This is a genomic window from Paraburkholderia sp. CNPSo 3076 (assembly GCF_026343935.1).
In the GTDB taxonomy this organism is placed as follows: Bacteria; Pseudomonadota; Gammaproteobacteria; order Burkholderiales; family Burkholderiaceae; genus Paraburkholderia; species Paraburkholderia nodosa.
Genome location: NZ_JAPMAL010000055.1, coordinates 1 through 17,291, shown reverse-complemented (window position 1 = coordinate 17,291; position 17,291 = coordinate 1). Strand labels below are relative to the sequence as shown.

General features: G+C 56.9%; 13 protein-coding genes and 2 pseudogenes. 14 read left to right on the top strand and 1 reads right to left on the bottom strand.

The window, feature by feature from the left end:
* The first annotated feature begins 40 nt into the window (after positions 1–40).
* Positions 41–814, top strand: a pseudogene (locus M3A49_RS39025) (IS5 family transposase).
* An 8-nt stretch (positions 815–822) separates the two neighbouring features.
* Here M3A49_RS39025 and M3A49_RS39020 read toward each other — a convergent pair.
* Complete coding sequence (locus tag M3A49_RS39020) at positions 823–1,731, bottom strand: LysR family transcriptional regulator (RefSeq protein ID WP_266233572.1); 909 nt, start codon at positions 1,729–1,731, stop codon at positions 823–825.
* A gap of 245 nt (positions 1,732–1,976) precedes the next feature.
* Between M3A49_RS39020 and nodB the strand changes: the two genes are divergently transcribed.
* From nodB to M3A49_RS38955, 13 genes and pseudogenes are all read left to right on the top strand, one after another.
* Positions 1,977–2,642 carry a chitooligosaccharide deacetylase NodB gene (nodB, locus tag M3A49_RS39015; RefSeq protein WP_266233571.1) on the top strand — a complete coding sequence of 222 codons (666 nt, stop codon included), beginning with the start codon at positions 1,977–1,979 and terminating at the stop codon, positions 2,640–2,642.
* A gap of 427 nt (positions 2,643–3,069) precedes the next feature.
* A complete protein-coding gene (nodC, locus tag M3A49_RS39010; RefSeq protein ID WP_133189682.1) occupies positions 3,070–4,305 on the top strand; it encodes a chitooligosaccharide synthase NodC in 1,236 nt (411 codons plus the stop codon).
* A 64-nt stretch (positions 4,306–4,369) separates the two neighbouring features.
* Complete coding sequence (gene nodI, locus M3A49_RS39005) at positions 4,370–5,284, top strand: nodulation factor ABC transporter ATP-binding protein NodI (protein WP_254316860.1); 915 nt, start codon at positions 4,370–4,372, stop codon at positions 5,282–5,284.
* Positions 5,285–5,287: 3 nt separating this feature from the next.
* Positions 5,288–6,076, top strand: coding sequence for an ABC transporter permease (locus M3A49_RS39000; protein ID WP_266233570.1), 789 nt, complete (start codon positions 5,288–5,290; stop codon positions 6,074–6,076).
* A 107-nt stretch (positions 6,077–6,183) separates the two neighbouring features.
* On the top strand, positions 6,184–6,969 hold the full coding sequence (locus M3A49_RS38995; protein ID WP_323183495.1) for a sulfotransferase: 786 nt from the start codon (positions 6,184–6,186) through the stop codon (positions 6,967–6,969).
* Positions 6,970–7,133: 164 nt separating this feature from the next.
* Positions 7,134–7,724 carry a NodA family N-acyltransferase gene (locus tag M3A49_RS38990; protein ID WP_266233569.1) on the top strand — a complete coding sequence of 197 codons (591 nt, stop codon included), beginning with the start codon at positions 7,134–7,136 and terminating at the stop codon, positions 7,722–7,724.
* 86 nt (positions 7,725–7,810) lie between these two features.
* Positions 7,811–8,440 (top strand): nodulation methyltransferase NodS, encoded by a 630-nt coding sequence (gene nodS, locus M3A49_RS38985; protein WP_266233568.1) that lies wholly within the window; start codon positions 7,811–7,813, stop codon positions 8,438–8,440.
* A 13-nt stretch (positions 8,441–8,453) separates the two neighbouring features.
* A complete protein-coding gene (gene nodU, locus M3A49_RS38980; RefSeq protein WP_266233567.1) occupies positions 8,454–10,172 on the top strand; it encodes a nodulation protein NodU in 1,719 nt (572 codons plus the stop codon).
* 77 nt (positions 10,173–10,249) lie between these two features.
* Positions 10,250–10,867, top strand: coding sequence for an adenylyl-sulfate kinase (gene cysC, locus M3A49_RS38975; protein ID WP_266233566.1), 618 nt, complete (start codon positions 10,250–10,252; stop codon positions 10,865–10,867).
* A 186-nt stretch (positions 10,868–11,053) separates the two neighbouring features.
* The gene (locus tag M3A49_RS38970; protein ID WP_266233565.1) at positions 11,054–12,553 is read left to right on the top strand and encodes an efflux transporter outer membrane subunit; all 1,500 of its coding nucleotides are present in this window, start codon (positions 11,054–11,056) and stop codon (positions 12,551–12,553) included.
* 94 nt (positions 12,554–12,647) lie between these two features.
* Positions 12,648–13,799, top strand: a complete 1,152-nt coding sequence (locus tag M3A49_RS38965; RefSeq protein ID WP_266233564.1) for an efflux RND transporter periplasmic adaptor subunit — start codon at positions 12,648–12,650, stop codon at positions 13,797–13,799.
* Positions 13,800–13,810: 11 nt separating this feature from the next.
* Positions 13,811–16,855: an efflux RND transporter permease subunit gene (locus tag M3A49_RS38960; protein ID WP_266233563.1), complete on the top strand. Its 3,045-nt coding sequence runs from the start codon at positions 13,811–13,813 to the stop codon at positions 16,853–16,855.
* 225 nt (positions 16,856–17,080) lie between these two features.
* Positions 17,081–17,291 (top strand): annotated as a pseudogene (locus M3A49_RS38955) (IS5/IS1182 family transposase); the annotation flags it as partial.

Genomic DNA, 17,291 nt, shown 5'->3' with positions numbered 1-17,291 from the left:
CGTAACGTAACCCGTTGACCTCGATCGTCGTATCAACAGGATCGAGGAGACGGGCAAACCAATCATCGACGACGAACTGTGGGCACTGATCGAGCCACTGCTACCACCAGCGAAGCACGGCGCTTCAAGCATCCGGGCCGCAAACCGGTACCGGATCGGGCTGTGCTGAACGGCATCTTGTTCGTGCTGAAGACCGGTATCCGCGAGATTTGCCAGCCGAGATGGGGTGCGGCTCCGGCGTCAGTTGTTGGCGCAGGCTACGCATCCTGGCGAAGTTGAGGGCGGTCGACAAGATCGATTTCTCGCGCGTGGTCGTCGACTCGTCGTCGGTTCGCGCAGTTGGGGCCGGCGAAAACTGGCCCGAATCCCACTGATCGAGCGCGATCAGGATCCAAGCACCACCTCGCCACCGACGCCCACGGAACACCGATCGCGGCAATCCTGACTGGCGCCAATCGTAACGACGCCACCCAACTTGTTCCGCTGATTGAGGCCATCGTACGGATTAGCGGCGTGCGTGGGAGGCCTTTGAGCCGTCCCTGCCGCGCCTACGCTGACCGGGGTTATGACCACGACAAATACCGACGCATTCTTCACGGGCGCAGCATTCCCACCAGCATCGCGCGACGCGGCCTCCCCCACGGCAGTGGCCGTGGAAAGATCCGTCGTCGAACGTACACATGCCTGGTTGCACAACTTCCGCCGTCTACGTATTTGCTTCGAACGTCGCGCCGACATTCATGAAACGTTTCTCAAACTCGGCTGTTGCCCGATCTGCTGGAACATCCTTCATCGGGCTCAACAGTCTTTATGAAACCGCCTCTAAACAAGACTTTGCGCCTCCTCCAGCAATAGCTCGCGCATCCAGATACTTGCAGGATCACCGCTATGCAGCGCAGGCCATTGGATAGCCTCAGTAAAAGTGGATAGCGGGAGCGGTACTTCGGCGATCCGCAGAGGAGAGGCCTCCCCGAGATGCCTGGCAAGCCTTAATGGGATCGTCGCAATGCGACGGGTACCCGATAGCACCGCCGGAATGAGGTGAAAGGTCGGGACGACGACCTCTTCGCGCCGTTTGAGACCGAGATCTAGTAGGAAAAACTCTTCGATCGTAGGCCTGCGTGCCCGCCCGAACCTCACCGTCACGTGTCCCATGGACATATACCGGTCAAGCGGAAGCTGCTCCGACAACTGCTTGTTGGCGGGACAGCCTACACACACGAGCCTCTCGTCGAAGAGCGGCGCTTTCGGGTGAGTATCCGGCAGGAATAGATCGGGCAGAATCAAAAAATCGGCGTCGCCACGCCGCAGCAAATCCCCAGGCTCGTCGTCTGGGAAAATCAATTCGAAACTGACCGCGGGAGCCTCGCGTGCAACGCGCTTAATGACCTTCTGGAAATAGACGAGCGTCATGAAATCAGAGAGGCAGACCCTGAACCGGCGATCCGACTTGGCCGGCTGGAAAACGTCGCGCGAGATGATGGAAAGCTGGATATGCGATAGAGCCTCCCGCACCGGTCCGGCAAGCTCTATCGCTCGTGATGTGGGCACAAACTCTCGGCCTCTCATCACGAAGAGGTCGTCGCGAAAATAGTCTCGTAACCGCGACACCGCAGCGCTCATGGCAGGTTGACTCAAATTGATATCGCGTGCAGCAAGCGTGACGTTACGCTTCGCCATCAATGCGTCCAACGCGACGAGAAGATTCAGATCGAGGCCTTTGAAGCGCATTTTTAATAATCCGCATTATGGATGAAGCACATCGACAGAATCGATTGTACAAATTAACTGAGGTACCGCAAAGTTACGGCAATTCAGCTTGACATGCAAGTCATTGATATGAATATTCCTGTCGTTGTACTGAACAACTCTCGACATCCACTCCCAGATATTGAGCTACTACGCGGCATTTCGCGATTGCGACTGTGGCTGGTTCCAAGGCAGACGGCGACTCATCCAAAGATGAGTGGAAGACCATGAGAAGACTGAGCGATTGTGAAATGCTGCAATCTACTGCGGAAGTGCCAAACGAGCGCGAACGTAACGGTTTGCGTAAGGTTTACCTTACCTTTGACGACGGACCACACCCGATATGGACCCCGAAAATACTAGATCTGCTGGCGCGGCAACGGGTACCGGCAACCTTCTGTGTACTCGGTGCCTACGCGGCTGAGTATCCGGAACTGATCCGGCGCATGGTCTCGGAAGGCCACGATGTCGCGAATCACAGCCTCTCCCATCGGGATTTGTCGAAATGTGAGCCAGGTCAAATACGGCACGAGATAGCAGAAGCGAACGCGCTTATCCAGCGTGCTTGCCCAGCGGCAGCGGTGCGATATATGCGCGCGCCGTATGGCAAATGGACGAACGACGTTATCTCCGAATCCATGAAAGCGGGATTAATGTCACTCCACTGGTCGGTAGATCCACGAGATTGGTCCCGTCCGGGTGCCGAGGCGATTGTCGATTCTGTACTGACATCCGTTCTGCCCGGCTCGATAGTACTGCTGCACGACGGGGCTCCTCCCGAAGAGTGTGACTTGCATCATCGCGATGCTTCGCGCGTGCAGACTGTCATAGCACTATCGCGCCTGATTCTAGGATTGAAGGAAAGGGGCTTCGTCATCAGTTCACTTCCGTAAGTTCAATGGAAAATCTCGCTTTACGAGCATCTCTGACCCCAAACTGCTCGACAAGTGGACGATATACTCCATTAGAAACGTCTTACCAATAGATAACTATGCGCGTGGTCTGCGCGCTGACGATCATGGCTAGAACTAAGGAAATACTGACCCCGAAGAAGGCGTAGGCTGATCTGACTTTCAGCCGACGCCGATGGAAGCGTTTTGTCGACCTCGCTACCATGAGGTACGTTACTGGACATTTTTCTCGCACGCTATAACAGCGTCTTTCCTGTTCCATGAAGAAACGCCAACTCTACATGCACGAGAATAATTGCCCCTCGAATCGCGCGTGAACCTAGATGGTATTACCGTGCCTGACTCCCGCGCCATCGCTCCCGGCAGGCCTGTACTGAGAATCCCAACGTCTCCTAGCACACCGACCCCGATGAACATTCCTGCCGCAATCAACACGACATCTGTCCTATTATACGCGTCACTTTCGGCCATCTATAAAAGCGCGCAGGTTCTTCACACTCTGCCGACTAGCGGCCCACCTGCATGCATCAAGATATCCGACACCGAGTATTTGCCGGACATCGACATCATCGTCCCGTGCTATAACGAAAATCCAGAAACGCTACGGGCGTGTCTCGACTCGATTGGGGCCCAGGATTACGCGGGCGCCATCAGGGTTCACGTGGTCGATGATGGATCCGCCAACCGCGATGCGTTGAACGTGGTGTATCGGGAGCACGAGCATGATCCGCGATTCAATGTCCTGCTTCTTCCACAGAATGTGGGAAAGCGCAAAGCGCAAATCGCCGCGATACGTTCTTCGACCTCAGAGCTCATACTTAACGTAGACTCGGACACCACTCTGGCGCCGGACGCAGTAAAGAAACTCGTGCTGACAATGAGCGACCCATCGGTCGGTGCAGCCATGGGTCAATTGGTAGCCAGCAATCGCCGCGACACGTGGCTGACCCGCCTGATCGATATGGAATACTGGCTTGCGTGCAACGAGGAGCGCGCGGCTCAAGCGCGCTTTGGCGCTGTGATGTGCTGCTGCGGACCGTGTGCAATATACCGGCGCACAGCGCTTCTTCTGCTGCTGGACCAGTACGAAACGCAAATGTTCCGGGGCAAGCGCAGCGATTTCGGCGAAGATCGCCATCTGACAATTCTCATGCTCGCGGCGGGCTATCGGACGGAGTACGTTCGAGATGCAGTCGCCGCGACCGTGGTTCCAGATAAGCTGCGACCGTACCTGCGCCAGCAATTGCGCTGGGCGCGCAGCACCTATCGTGACACCCTGCTCGCCCTTCGCCTTTTGCCTCGTCTTGACCGCTACCTAACTCTTGATGTGGTAGCGCAGAACATTGGCTCTCTGCTGCTCGCCATTTCAATGATCTCCGGCTTTCTGCAGATTGTGCTCACAGCCACAGCTCCTTGGCAGGCAGGCTTCGTTATTGCTTCAATGACGATGGTCCGCTGCTCCGTTGCTGCCATTCGCGCCCAAGAGCTTCGATTTCTTGGATTTTCAGTGCACACACTCATCAATCTTTTGCTGCTGCTTCCTGTAAAGGCATACGCTCTATGTACCTTGGACAACAGTGACTGGCTTTCCCGCAGTTCTGCCGTCAAAGACCGCGGCGAGCACCGTGTTCCCAAGAGCGAGTAATGCGTAGCGTCGCGCGCGCTGCGGAATCTTCCTTAAACAGTGGTCTGTATACAGTTCTGGCTCCATGTCTAATGCAACGATCACCTTCTCGAGTGTAAGGAAATCCTACGGCGGTAAGCTTGCTGTCGATGGATTGTCCTTCCGTGTGGAACCCGGCGAGTGCTTCGGTCTGCTCGGGCCTAATGGTGCCGGCAAAAGCACTACCACGCGAATGGTGCTGGGTATGGCGCTGCCTGACGCAGGCGTGATTACCGTCCTCGGAGAACCGGTGCCAGCGCGGGCACGCCTGGCGCGCAGGCGCATAGGTGTCGTTCCGCAATTCGACAACCTGGAGCCAGGTTTTAGTGTGAGCGAGAACCTGCAGCTCTTCGGGCGCTACTTTGGGATGAGCACAGGCGAAATCGAGGCGGTGGTTCCATCCTTGCTGCAGTTCGCACGCCTCGAGGACAGGGCTCACGCACGCGTCACCGAGTTATCGGGCGGGATGAAGCGCCGCCTAACCATTGCACGCGCGCTCATCAACGATCCGCAACTTATTGTCATGGACGAACCGACGACTGGGCTAGATCCGCATGCGCGCCACCTCATCTGGGATCGATTGCGCTGTTTACTCGCACGCGGAAAAACAATTCTTCTCACTACTCATTTCATGGAAGAGGCAGAGCGATTGTGCGATCGGCTATGTGTAATCGACAGAGGACGCACCATTGCTGAGGGGGCACCTGATGCATTAATCCACGAGCAGATTGGAAGTCACGTTCTCGAGATATATGGCGGCAACCCACATGAACTCAAAACGCTGCTGATGCCGTTTGCGCAGCGTACAGAGGTAAGCGGTGATGCACTGTTCTGCTACACGGCCGATCCACAACAGGTGTGCACGCAACTGCGCGAGCGCACAGGTCTGCGTATTGTGCAACGTCCCGCGAACCTGGAGGACGTTTTTCTTCGGCTGACCGGACGAGAAATGAAGGATTGAATAATGCGCGAAGAGTTTATGATAGCCCTACCCGGCAACGCTTGGAACTGGCGCACTGTATGGCGGCGCAATTATCTGGCGTGGAGAAAAGCGGCACTTATCTCCCTTCTCGGCAACCTGGCGGACCCGATGATGTACCTGTTTGGTCTCGGCTTCGGCGTCGGAATAATGATAGGTCACATCGACGGCGCTCCTTACATTGCGTTCCTAGCGGCTGGAATGGTTGCGACAAGCGCCATGACCTCAGCGACTTTTGAAACGATTTACGCTGCCTTCGCTCGCATGCAAGTTCAGCGCATGTGGGAAGCCGTGCTCTGCACCCAACTGACAATTGGCGATGTTATTCTTGGCGAATTGGCATGGGCCGCTACAAAAGCCCTTCTCGCGGGCTCCGCCGTGATGGTGGTTGCGGCGACGCTCGGTTACGCGGCGTTTTCGAGCATCGTATCTGTGATCCCTGTCGTTTTTCTCACTGGCCTCGCTTTCGCGAGCGTGGCAATGGTACTCGTCGCAATCGCGCCGAGTTATGACTATTTCGTTTTCTACCAGACGCTTGTGCTTACGCCCATGTTGTTCCTGAGTGGTGTCGTCTTCCCTGAGGGCCAACTGCCTGTCGCGCTTCAATACCTTGCACAGTTCCTGCCGCTTGCCCACTCCGTTGAATTGATCCGTCCGGCGATGCTTGCACGTCCGGTCGGCGACATGGGGCTGCATCTGAGCGTGCTTTGTGTCTACACAGTACTGCCGTTTTTCCTGTCTGCGACACTGGTCCGGCGCCGCCTGATGTCTTGACGCTGACGGCGTTGCGCCTCAGAAGCAGTTTTGTGATAAGCGCCGGACTGGGGCTACATCCGAACCACCGCTTTCAACCTAATTAAATGCACGCCATGACCCACTTCATGCCGAAAACTCAGCCGTTCGTGATTCTCGGGATGCCCAGAACCGGCACTCACTATCTGGAAGAACTGCTGAATGCTCATCCGAACGTTTTGAGCAATGGCGAGTTGCTCAACACCCACGACACCAATTGGCCTGACACCAACCGGTTTAGGTGCAGCAATCGGGAACTTCTCGAACTTGCCTATCTTCGCTATCCGGTCCAAAAGGGAAAGGCGTACGCCACGCATATCGGTTGCAAGATCAATCAGCCGCAATTTCAGGAACGCCCCGGGTTCTTTGAAGAATTGGCACGGTGGCCATGCCTGAAGGCGATGCTTGTAGTCCGCAGGAATACGCTGGAATCTCTGCGATCCCTGGTGCAAGCGAGACAAAGTGGTGAATGGCTGAAGTACGGTTCGGACAATGGATCAGCTCCGCCTCCGCAGGTCGCGTTGACTATTGAATTATGCGAAGCCTACTTCAAAGCTGCAGACGATTTTCATCGTCAAGTCGTCGACTCTTTTGCGCCAGAGAATCTGCTTTCAATAGACTATGAAAACCTCCTCGATGACCCCGCCGGATGCATGGAAGCCGTGCAGACGTTCCTTGGGACTTCCGTGCATCCCTGCTCTCACAGGACGGCGCTTCAAAGGCAGGAAGTACGGCCCCTGGAGCAAACCGTACTCAACTTCGAAGAGTTGAAAGGTCACTTCACTCGCGGGCCGTATGAGAGATTTTTTGAAACAGCGTGGGATGGACTTTCTCGTGATCACATGACCCATGTTCGCCCATGTTCATTTCCATAGAAACAGCACCAAATCTATCCTTCTAACAAGGCTGCTATCTAAAGATTCATTTTACGATCTTTGCGTTTCCTACTGGCGCAAAATCCCGAATGCGATGCTTCCGCCTTCTGGGCAATCACACGCCACGGGTTGCGCGTAAACGCAACTGAATAAGGTAACTTTCCATGTCCTCAAAGGTGCAGTGGAAACTGTGCTGGGAGAATGAGCTCCAGCTTTCCGATCATCTCGAATTGGCCCAGTTTTTCCGGACAACGTATGGTCCAACCGGACCGTTCAATGCAAAGCCGTTCGACGGCGGTCGAAGTTGGGCCGGGGCGAGGCCCGAACTCCGCGCCATCGCCTACGATTCGCAAGGTGTGGCGGCGCACATGGGTTCGTTGCGCCGCTTCATCAAGGTTGGCGCAACCGACGTGCTGGTGGCAGAACTGGGTCTGTATGGAGTGCGGCCAGACCTAGAGGGGCTCGGAATCAGCCAATCCATTCGCGCGATGTATCCTGTATTGCAGGAGCTTCGCGTGCCATTCGCATTCGCCACCGTCCGCCATGCTTTGAAGAACCACTTCACCAGGTTATGTCGACATGGAATGGGAACCATCATCTCGGGGGTTCGCGTCCGTTCAACGCTTCCCAACGTTCACCTCGATTTGCCCGCAACACGTGTTGAAGATGTACTGGCGGTGATTTTGCCGATTGATAGGGGTATGAGTGAGTGGCCGCACGGGACTGAAATCGAACGCAATGGCCCTGAGCTATGACTCGCCTGCATCTGCACCAGACACGCGGTCAGCGGCTCGATCTGTCCTGCAACGAGATTTGAACGCACACTCTCAGGTAAGCTAAATTGAAAAACGTAACGCATTTTGACTTGTTGCGTCGGGAGTTGGACGCGGACGATCCGTGGCAACTGGACAGTAGTCCGTTCGAGCATGAGCGTCATATGCACATGCTTCGATTATCGCTCGCTAAAGGTCCCGTTGCCCATGCTCTTGAGGTCGGATGTGCGGGGGGCGCGTTCACAGAGAAATTGGCGCCATACTGTGAGCGGCTCACCGTGATGGATGTGATGCCGCAAGCGCTTGCGAGGACACGCAGGCGGCTAAATTACCCTCCGAACGTGAACTGGATCGTTGCAGACGTCCAGCACTTTTCCAGCGCAGAGCGGTTCGAACTGATCGTAGTCGCGGAGGTTTTCTACTATCTCGCCGACATCGCCGAAGTGCGGGATGCTATCCGCAAACTGGCATGCGTACTCGCGCCTGACGGCCAGTTGATATTCGGTTCAGCACGGGACGCCAATTGTCAACGCTGGGGACATATTGCTGGTGCTGAAACGGTGCTGAAGATGCTAAACGAACGGTTCACCGAGATTGAGCGAGTCGAGTGCGTCGGCCAGTCGTCCAATGAGGATTGCCTGCTCGCACGCTTCCAGAAGGCAGTGCATTTTTCCCATCAATCAGATTTCCCTCGCTAGGGTGAAAGATACCATGCGCATCTGTGGCCTCAAGCTGACACACGACGCAGCAATCGCCGTTGTCGAAGATGGAACGCTCCTTTTTTGCATCGAACAGGAGAAGCGGGACAACAATCCGAGATATCACGATATACGGAACCTCGATGCAATTGAAACGGCATTAGCCGAGCACGGTCTACGGACTGACGACATCGACGAATTTGTGATCGACGGCTGGGACGGCGAAGTCACGTCGCAGTTTCAGGTGCTGAGCGGCCCCACCCCAATCGTCCTCGAGGGTGCCCCCTATACGGAACGAAAAAACGGCGATCTTCTGGCTTCGGTCGACGGCACTGGGCTGCTGATCGGTGGCAAGTCATATCGGTACAGGAGCTACCCCCACGTGTCCGGCCATGTCGCCGCCGCATACTGCACGAGTCCGTTCGCACAACTTGGGCAACCTGCGTTATGCCTGGTGTGGGATGGCGGCATGGTGCCACGGTTGTACCATGTAGGACGCGACGACGTGCGGCTCATTGACCAGCTGTTCCCCATCATCGGTCAAATGTATGCGGCGGCCGGACATCATTTCGGGCCGTACGCAAAGGCGGCGGGTGCGGAGTGGGACCTGGGAGTGGCCGGAAAGCTAATGGCATACATCGCCTTGGGGTCAGTCGACGAAGAAATCGTTGCTATATTTCGCCATCTTTACCTTGAACGCTTTGCAGGCGACACAGAACTTGCGCGAAACTATCGCCAGAATCTCCACCTTCCGAGTACGTCGCTCGCAGCGATACGCAATTTCTTCCACGCATGCGTGCCGGAGCTGCAGGCTAAACCTCCCGAAGACGTACTCGCCTCTTTCCATACTTTCCTCGAGCGCCTACTCGTCCGCGAAATGGAAAAGGCTCTGCGGCGCCATTGTATTCCTGGGCCGCGCAACCTGTGCATATCCGGCGGATGCGGACTCAATATCAAATGGAACAGTGCATTACGCGCAAGTGGCTTGTTCGATGCTACCTGGATTCCACCCTTTCCGAACGACAGCGGTTCGGCGATCGGCACCGCATGCTGCGCAATAGCCGCGAACGAGGGCTTCATGCCGTTAGAGTGGTCGGTATATAGCGGCCCCGCAATGAAAACGGGCAACCGAGCGCCCGGCTGGTCTGCGTCACCTTGTTCCCTAGCTGAACTTGCACATATTCTCGCCGAAAATAGGCCCGTCGTTTTCCTTTCCGGACGCGCCGAGCTGGGCCCCCGAGCACTTGGGGCGAGAAGTATTCTCGCCGCTGCGACTTTGCCGAGCATGAAGGCTCTTCTCAACGATGTCAAGCATCGGGAATATTTCCGTCCTGTGGCGCCTATATGTCTTGAAGACCGGGCGCCTGCTGTATTTCTCCCAGGCACTCCAGATCCCTACATGCTGTTCGATCATCAAACACGCGACGAATGGCGGGACAGGATACCTGCCGTCGTGCATCTCGATGGTTCTGCGCGATTGCAGACCATTGCAAGGTCATCCGAACACCCTGTAGCGCAGCTGCTAATCGAATACGAGAAGCTCACAGGCCTTCCCTTGCTGTGCAACACCAGCGCCAACCACCTGGGACGAGGCTTTTTTCCCGATGCTGCGTCGGCGTGTGAATGGGGAGGTGTCGAACACGTTTGGTGCAATGGTCTTCTATTCACCAAGACATGCAGAAATGAGATATCGGCGACAGTCGACGAACCGGAATCTTTTCGGGTTGCATGAATTGGGATCTTCACCGCAATGCCGCAACAAGTGAGCGCAAGCTCATACCCCGACCGCACCGATCTAAGTAGGCAAGTATGGCGAATGAGCCTTCGACTTCAGAGTTGTATGCGCACGGCTTCCGGGTTCCCCCGGAGGCAAGAGCACGCTTGCTTCGGCAAACACCGGCCATTCTCTGGTTTACCGGCCTATCAGCCGCGGGAAAGTCGGCTATTGCTGACACCGTGGAGGCGCGTCTCCATACAGCCGGCCGACTCACCTACATTCTTGACGGCGACTCCGTCAGGCTCGGTCTATGCAGAGACCTTGGCTTTACCGATGCAGACCGTCACGAGAACGTACGGCGCGTCGCGGAGGTCGCAAAATTAATGGCCGACGCCGGCATCGTAGTGTTGGTATGCCTCATCTCGCCGTTCCGCCGCGATAGGGAACTCGCCCGGTCTACGGCGGGCAGCCATAATTTCGCCGAAATCCATGTTCACGCGAGTTTAGCCGCGGCGGAGGCCCGTGACCCTAAAGGGTTGTATCGGCTGGCAAGGCGCGGCGCAATCCAGCGCTTCACTGGCATCGACTCCCCGTATGAGGAGCCGACGGATCCAGACGTCTTGATTGAGACATGTTGTAAGTCCGTCGACGAAGGTGCCGAAATGGTCCTGAATTGGCTCCACAGTTCTGACCGTTGCCATCATTCGTGATTGCATACACGCTTCGCAGCAACACCGTTGAAACAGGGGGAGTTCTGCATCCAAATATTGACAACACTCATCGCTCGCAAGCCAGGTAGATAGATGAATGACGAGGTCCATTGCAGCTCCGGTCGTGCACGTTTGCGTCCGCAATCTTGCGCAGTAGCTTTTCACTACACAACAGGCCGGGTTGTCATGCGCGCCGCAGTAATCGCTGGAGTGTTTCCACTGCTCGGCTCGCTGGCCAGCTGCACGGTCGGCCCCGAATACCACCCTCCAGCGCCACCCACCATTCAGCGTTACACACCAACGCCTTTACCTGATCGCACGGCATCGTCGCAGGGCGAAGCGGGACTTGAGCAGCGGTTTGCGGCCGGCGGCGACCTGCCTGCTCAATGGTGGACGCTCTATCGCTGCGAGCCGCTCAACACGCTGATAAGCGAAGCACTTAAACACAGCCCAACGATCGCAGCAGCCAGTGCCGCGCTACGCCGGGCCGCCGAGGATCTGCGCGCACAAGCAGGGAGCGCACTCTACCCATCTGTCGATGCCAAGCTCAACGCTCTACGTGAAAAGCTGAACGGCGCGACGTTGGGGCAGCCCAACGTCAACAAAATACTGACTCTATACAACGCATCAGTAAGTGTTTCGTATGATCTGGATCTTTTTGGTGGTGTTCGGCGCGAGCTCGAATCGCTGGGCGCGCAGGTCGATTTTGAGCGCTTTCAGCTGCAAGGCGCCTACCTCGCACTGTCGGCAAACATCGTCACGACTGCCGTCAAGGAAGCGTCGCTGCGTGAGCAGATCAGCGCGACCGAGAACATTGTAGCCGACGAGGAGACGCAGCTTGGCGTTCTGCGCAAGCAATTCGAGTTCGGCGGTGTGGACCGGATTGCCGTGCTCGCGCAAGAGACGTTAGTCGCGCAAACACGGGCGACGCTACCGTTGCTGCGGCAGTCGCTTGATCGGACTCGACACCAGCTTGCCGTGCTTTCGGGCAGATTACCGAGCGAAACAGGTGTGCCCGAATTCACGATGTCGATGTTCACGCTGCCGCAAACCTTGCCGGTCAGTCTGCCTTCCTCGCTGGTCCGGCAGCGGCCGGATATTTTGGCCGCCGATGCCGTGCTGCACCAGGCGAGCGCCGAGGTCGGAGTCGCCACGGCAAACCTCTACCCACAACTCATGCTCTCCGCGAATTACGGCCCGCAGTCTTTAACGCCGGCTGGCATGCTGAAGTATGCCGACATGATCTGGAACATCGGCGCGGGACTCACCCAACCAATATTCCATGGTGGGCAGTTGACCGCAAAAAAAAGGGCGGCGGAAGCCGCATTTGACGAGGCCAACGCGCGATATCGGCAAGTCGTGCTGCTCGCATTCGAAGATGTGGCGGATACGTTGCGCGCACTCGATCACGACGCGGCTGCTCTTGCCGCGCAAACCGAAGCCTCGCGCGCGGCTAGCAGTTCACTGGATGTGGCGCGCGGACAGTTTCGAGTCGGCGGACTCAGCTATCTGTCGCTGCTCGACGCACAGCGCCAATATCAGCAGGCCGTCGTGAATCTCGCGCAGGCGCAAGCAGCTCGCTATGCAGATACAGCCGCGTTATTCCAGGCACTGGGTGGTGGTTGGTGGAATGACACGGCGTATGACGAGAAGGGGGATGCCAACGCCGGTCTCCGCTCCCAGTGAATGCTCATGACGATTGCTGCGCGCTGCATACGTTTCCCGGCCAGCGCGTCAAAGACGCTTGTGCCTCGAGAGTTTGCCGTGCAAGGACACTACGATGACGACGAAAAGACAAACAGGAAAACGGATGATCATCATGCTGATCTGCGTGGGCAGTCTGCTCGGCACGCTGATCGGCTTCAATCTTTACAAAGCGCATACGATTAAAAAATTCATGATGCGCGATGGCATGGCCGCCGCCACGGTCACGTCAGCTGTGGTCAGCTATCAGACTTGGCAGCCACAGCTTTCCGCCACGGGCAGCCTGCGCGCGGTGCGCGGCGTCGACGTGACGACAGAAGTGGCAGGCCTCGTGCGCGAGATCGAATTCAGTTCCGGAGAGGATGTGAAAGCTGGACAGGTCCTCCTGCGCCTCAACGACGACTCTGATCGCGCACAGCTCGCATCGCTACAAGCTGCCGCGGACCTTTCGCAAACGGTTTACACGCGCGACAAGGCACAGTATGAGATTCAGGCCATCTCAAAAGCGCAGTTGGATGCCGACACTGCCGAACTGAAGAGCAAACGGGCGCAAGTCGAACAGCAAGCTGCGCTCGTCGCCAAGAAAACCATTCGCGTACCTTTCGCAGGACGCGTGGGGATCACCACCGTTAATCCCGGCCAGTACATCAGCCCGGGGGACGCAATTGTTACCCTGCAAGCCGTCGATCCCATTTACGTCGACTTTCATCTACCCCAGGAGCAACTGGGGCATCTCGAGGCCGGACAGCACGTCGCCGTAAATACGAGCACATTTGCGAGCCTCAGCTTCGGCGGCCAAGTCCGCGCGATAAATCCGCGCGTGGACAGCACGACGCGCAACGTGCAGATCGAAGCCGTCCTGGACAACCGCGAGCGCAAGCTGTTGCCCGGCATGTACGCGAACGTGAAGATCGATGTAGGTAGCGAGCAGCGCTATCTGACCTTGCCGCAAACCGCGATCGCGCACAATGCGTACGGTGCAACGGTATTCGTCATTAGACCGAGCGAGCACAAAAACGCGCACGGTGAAACGATGCCGGTGGCGCAACAGGTATTCGTGACGCCGGGGCCCACGCGCGGCGATCAGGTGGCGATCCTGAAGGGTCTCGACGAGGGCGCGCAGGTCGTCACGAGCGGTCAGCTCAAGCTACAGAACGGCACACCGCTCGTCATCAATAATCGTGTGCTACCTGCGGACAGCCCTGCTCCGACGCCTCAGGAGCAGTGAGAGGCCGCCCGATGAAATTCACCGACATTTTTCTCAACCGGCCGGTCCTCGCTTCAGTGCTGAGCCTGCTGATCCTCGTACTAGGCTTGCGTTCGCTCTCCACGCTGAAGGTCAGTGAATATCCCCAGACCCAGACGGGCGTAGTCACGCTTACCACTTCCTATTACGGGGCGAGCGCCGACACAATGGCTGGGTTCATCACGCAGCCGCTGGAGGCCGCCATCGCTCAGGTGCAGGGCATTGACTACATGTCGTCGAAAAGCAGCACGGGCGTGTCGACAATCAACGCGACGCTACGCATGAGTTATGATCCGAACCGCGCACTCACCGAGATCAATACACAGTTAGCGTCGGTGCGTAACCAGTTGCCACGCGAGGCCCAGCAGCCGGTGCTGACGATGCAGGTGGGTCAGACCACCGACGCGATGTATATGGGCTTCTACAACGACGTGCTGCCGCCCAACAATGTCACCGACTATCTGCTGCGCGTCGTGAAGCCGAAGCTCGACTCCATTCAGGGCGTGCAGACCGCGGAGATACTGGGCGGTCGCCAGTTCGCATTGCGCGCATGGCTCGATTCAACCAAGCTCGCAGCGCATAATGTCACTGCTTCTGATGTCTACACAGCACTCGGCAACAATAACTACCTCGCGACACTCGGTACAACAAAAGGCCAGATGACCAGCGTTAGTCTAAACGCGCGTACCGATGTCCATTCGGTGGAGGACTTTCAGAAACTGGCTGTCAAACAGAAGAACGGAGTGATAGTGCGTCTCGAGGACGTTGCCAATGTCGTGCTAGGCGCGGACAATTACGATTCCAGCGTCGCATTCGGCGGCAAGCGTTCTGTGTTTATCGGAATCAAGGTAGCGCCTGACGCAAACGTGCTCGATGTGGCCAGACGCGTTAAAGCGGTGTTTCCCGATCTGCAAAAGCAGTTCCCGACGGGGATGGCTGGTGATATCGTCTACGACGCGACAGACTTCATCAACAGCGCGATTGATGAAGTAGTGAAGACGCTCGTCGAGGCGTTACTGATTGTCACGGCCGTTATCTTCCTCTTCTTCGGCCGTTTGCGCGCCGTCATCGTACCCGTGGTCGCGATGCCGCTTTCGCTGATTGGCACGTTCTTCATGATGCAGTTGCTCGGTTACTCGATCAATCTGTTGACGTTACTCGCGATGGTGCTCGCGATTGGGCTCGTGGTCGACGATGCGATCATCGTCGTTGAGAATGTCGACCGCCACATGAATGAAGGCAAGCCTCCCATGGAAGCCGCGCTAACCGCCGCGCGCGAGCTTGGCGGCCCGATTCTGGCAATGACCGCCGTGCTGATCGCCGCATATCTGCCTATCGGCTTTCAGGGCGGCCTGACAGGCGCCCTGTTCACTGAATTTGCGTTCACCCTTGCGAGCGCCGTCGCGGTGTCAGGCGTGATTGCGCTAACCCTGTCGCCGATGATGTGCTCGCGCATTTTCCGGAACGTGCACGAGTCCGGGCGTTTCGCCGTTTTCGTCAATCGACAGCTAGATCGTGTGCATGCCGGCTATGCGCGGCTCTTGCATGCAGCCCTCGACACATCTTCCGTGTTCGTCGTCATGGGAGTTATGCTGCTTTGCGGAACCGTGTATCTCTTTTCGACATCGCAAGCAGAGCTTGCGCCGCAGGAGGACCAAGGCATCGTGCTATCGCTGATCCAGGGGCCGCCTAATGCCACAGTCCAGCAAATGCAGACATACGCCGATCAGGTATTAGAAATGTCGAGGCGCTTGCCCGAGTATGCCCAGATGTTTCAGTTGACTGGCCTGCCAACATTGAATCAGGGCTTCGGCGGCGTGCTCTTCAAGACGTGGGACAAGCGGAAACGAGGCGCAACCGACCTACAACAGGACCTTCAGCAGAGGTGGAATAGCGTTGCTGGTGCTCGTGTCGCCGCGTTCCAGTTCCCGCCTTTGCCGGGCGCACAGGGTTTCCCCGTGCAATTCGTGATCAGCACGACAGAGCCCTTCGAGAATCTCGACGAGGTGACGAAAGCCGTGCTTCAGAAAGCGCGTGAAAGTGGCATGTTTCTCTTTGTCGATAGCGATCTAAGGATCGACGAGCCTGAAGCCGTCGTCACGGTTGACCGCGACAAGATCGCGTCGCTCGGCCTCACGCAAAGCGATGTGGGACAGGCGCTAGGCGCTGCACTCGGCGGTAACTACGCGAACTACTTCTCGATCGCTGGCCGCTCATACAAGGTGATTCCGCAAGTCCAGCAAATAGATCGACTGAATCCGTCACAGGTACTCGACTATTACTTGCGCACGCCGGACGACAGCATGATTCCGGCGTCGACGGTTGCGTACCTGAAGCAAACGGTCGCCCCCGAATCGATCAATCGGTTCCAGCAACTCAATGCGGCAACGATCTCCGCTGTGATCTCACCTAGCGTCTCCCAGGGCGAAGTTCTCGACTTCCTTCGTAAATCCACGACCGACGCAGCTCCGGCAGGTTACAACACCGACTACGCAGGGCTATCGCGCCAGTTCATGCAAGATTCTGGTAACTTCCTGGTCACGCTCACGTTCGCAACGATTATCGTGTTCCTTGCGCTTTCAGCACAGTTCGAAAGCTTCCGCGATGCGCTAGTCATTTTGATATCCGTCCCAATGGCGCTCTTCGGTGCTCTCGTCTTCATCAATACCGGCTTTTCGACGCTCAACATCTATACGCAGGTCGGACTTGTCACGCTCATGGGGCTCGTCAGCAAACACGGGATTCTTATCGTGCAGTTCGCGAACCAGCTTCAGCGCATGGGCCGCGGTAAGCGAGAAGCCTTGGAGGAAGCCGCAGGTGCACGCCTGCGCCCGATCCTCATGACGACGGTCGCCATGGTGCTCGGCGTACTGCCCTTAGTCGTCGCCTCGGGCGCGGGCGCAGCAGGCCGGAACGCAATGGGCCTGGTGATCTTCACCGGACTGTCGATCGGCACTGCGTTCACACTATTCGTCGTACCGGCAATGTATATGTTGCTGGGTGCAAATCATCAAGGGACGCCAAAAGACCAGTCATGAACTGGCTGTCCATCTGTGCAGCAGCGATGTCTTTGCCTATTCCAAATACGCACTCCCCGGCACCCGCGCGTCAGCGTAATTGCCGCGTGAGGACGAGCGATGCGTTGCTTGGCTTTGGATTTCGTCGAGCACGCCTAACAGGTTGCTGAAGTACCGCTGAAACACGTCATCGCGCAGAGTTCGTGAAGCGTTGATAGATGAACCACCACTTGCCCACTGGAGATCATGCGCGGCGCCGACACGTTCACTGAGAGTCTGTTTTCCATGCGCAAGCTGGACGACTTCGTCCCAAAGTCGCATCCGTTGCGTTCGATCCGCGTGATGGCGAACGAAGCGCTGGCGAAGATGGATCGACTGTTCGCCGAGATGTACGAAGCGGACATAAAAGGTGGACGGCCGAGCATCGCACCGGAGAAGTTACTGCGAGCCATGCTGA

What these genes read in the sequence shown, in the direction of transcription:
- M3A49_RS39020 (WP_266233572.1), bottom strand. Translation starts at nt 1,731, where the DNA reads ATGCGCTTCAAAGGCCTCGATCTGAATCTTCTCGTCGCGTTGGACGCA.
- nodB (WP_266233571.1), top strand. Translation starts at nt 1,977, where the DNA reads ATGAGAAGACTGAGCGATTGTGAAATGCTGCAATCTACTGCGGAAGTG.
- nodC (WP_133189682.1), top strand. Translation starts at nt 3,070, where the DNA reads ATGAACATTCCTGCCGCAATCAACACGACATCTGTCCTATTATACGCG.
- nodI (WP_254316860.1), top strand. Translation starts at nt 4,370, where the DNA reads ATGTCTAATGCAACGATCACCTTCTCGAGTGTAAGGAAATCCTACGGC.
- M3A49_RS39000 (WP_266233570.1), top strand. Translation starts at nt 5,288, where the DNA reads ATGCGCGAAGAGTTTATGATAGCCCTACCCGGCAACGCTTGGAACTGG.
- M3A49_RS38995 (WP_323183495.1), top strand. Translation starts at nt 6,184, where the DNA reads ATGCCGAAAACTCAGCCGTTCGTGATTCTCGGGATGCCCAGAACCGGC.
- M3A49_RS38990 (WP_266233569.1), top strand. Translation starts at nt 7,134, where the DNA reads ATGTCCTCAAAGGTGCAGTGGAAACTGTGCTGGGAGAATGAGCTCCAG.
- nodU (WP_266233567.1), top strand. Translation starts at nt 8,454, where the DNA reads ATGCGCATCTGTGGCCTCAAGCTGACACACGACGCAGCAATCGCCGTT.
- cysC (WP_266233566.1), top strand. Translation starts at nt 10,250, where the DNA reads ATGGCGAATGAGCCTTCGACTTCAGAGTTGTATGCGCACGGCTTCCGG.
- M3A49_RS38970 (WP_266233565.1), top strand. Translation starts at nt 11,054, where the DNA reads ATGCGCGCCGCAGTAATCGCTGGAGTGTTTCCACTGCTCGGCTCGCTG.
- M3A49_RS38965 (WP_266233564.1), top strand. Translation starts at nt 12,648, where the DNA reads ATGACGACGAAAAGACAAACAGGAAAACGGATGATCATCATGCTGATC.
- M3A49_RS38960 (WP_266233563.1), top strand. Translation starts at nt 13,811, where the DNA reads ATGAAATTCACCGACATTTTTCTCAACCGGCCGGTCCTCGCTTCAGTG.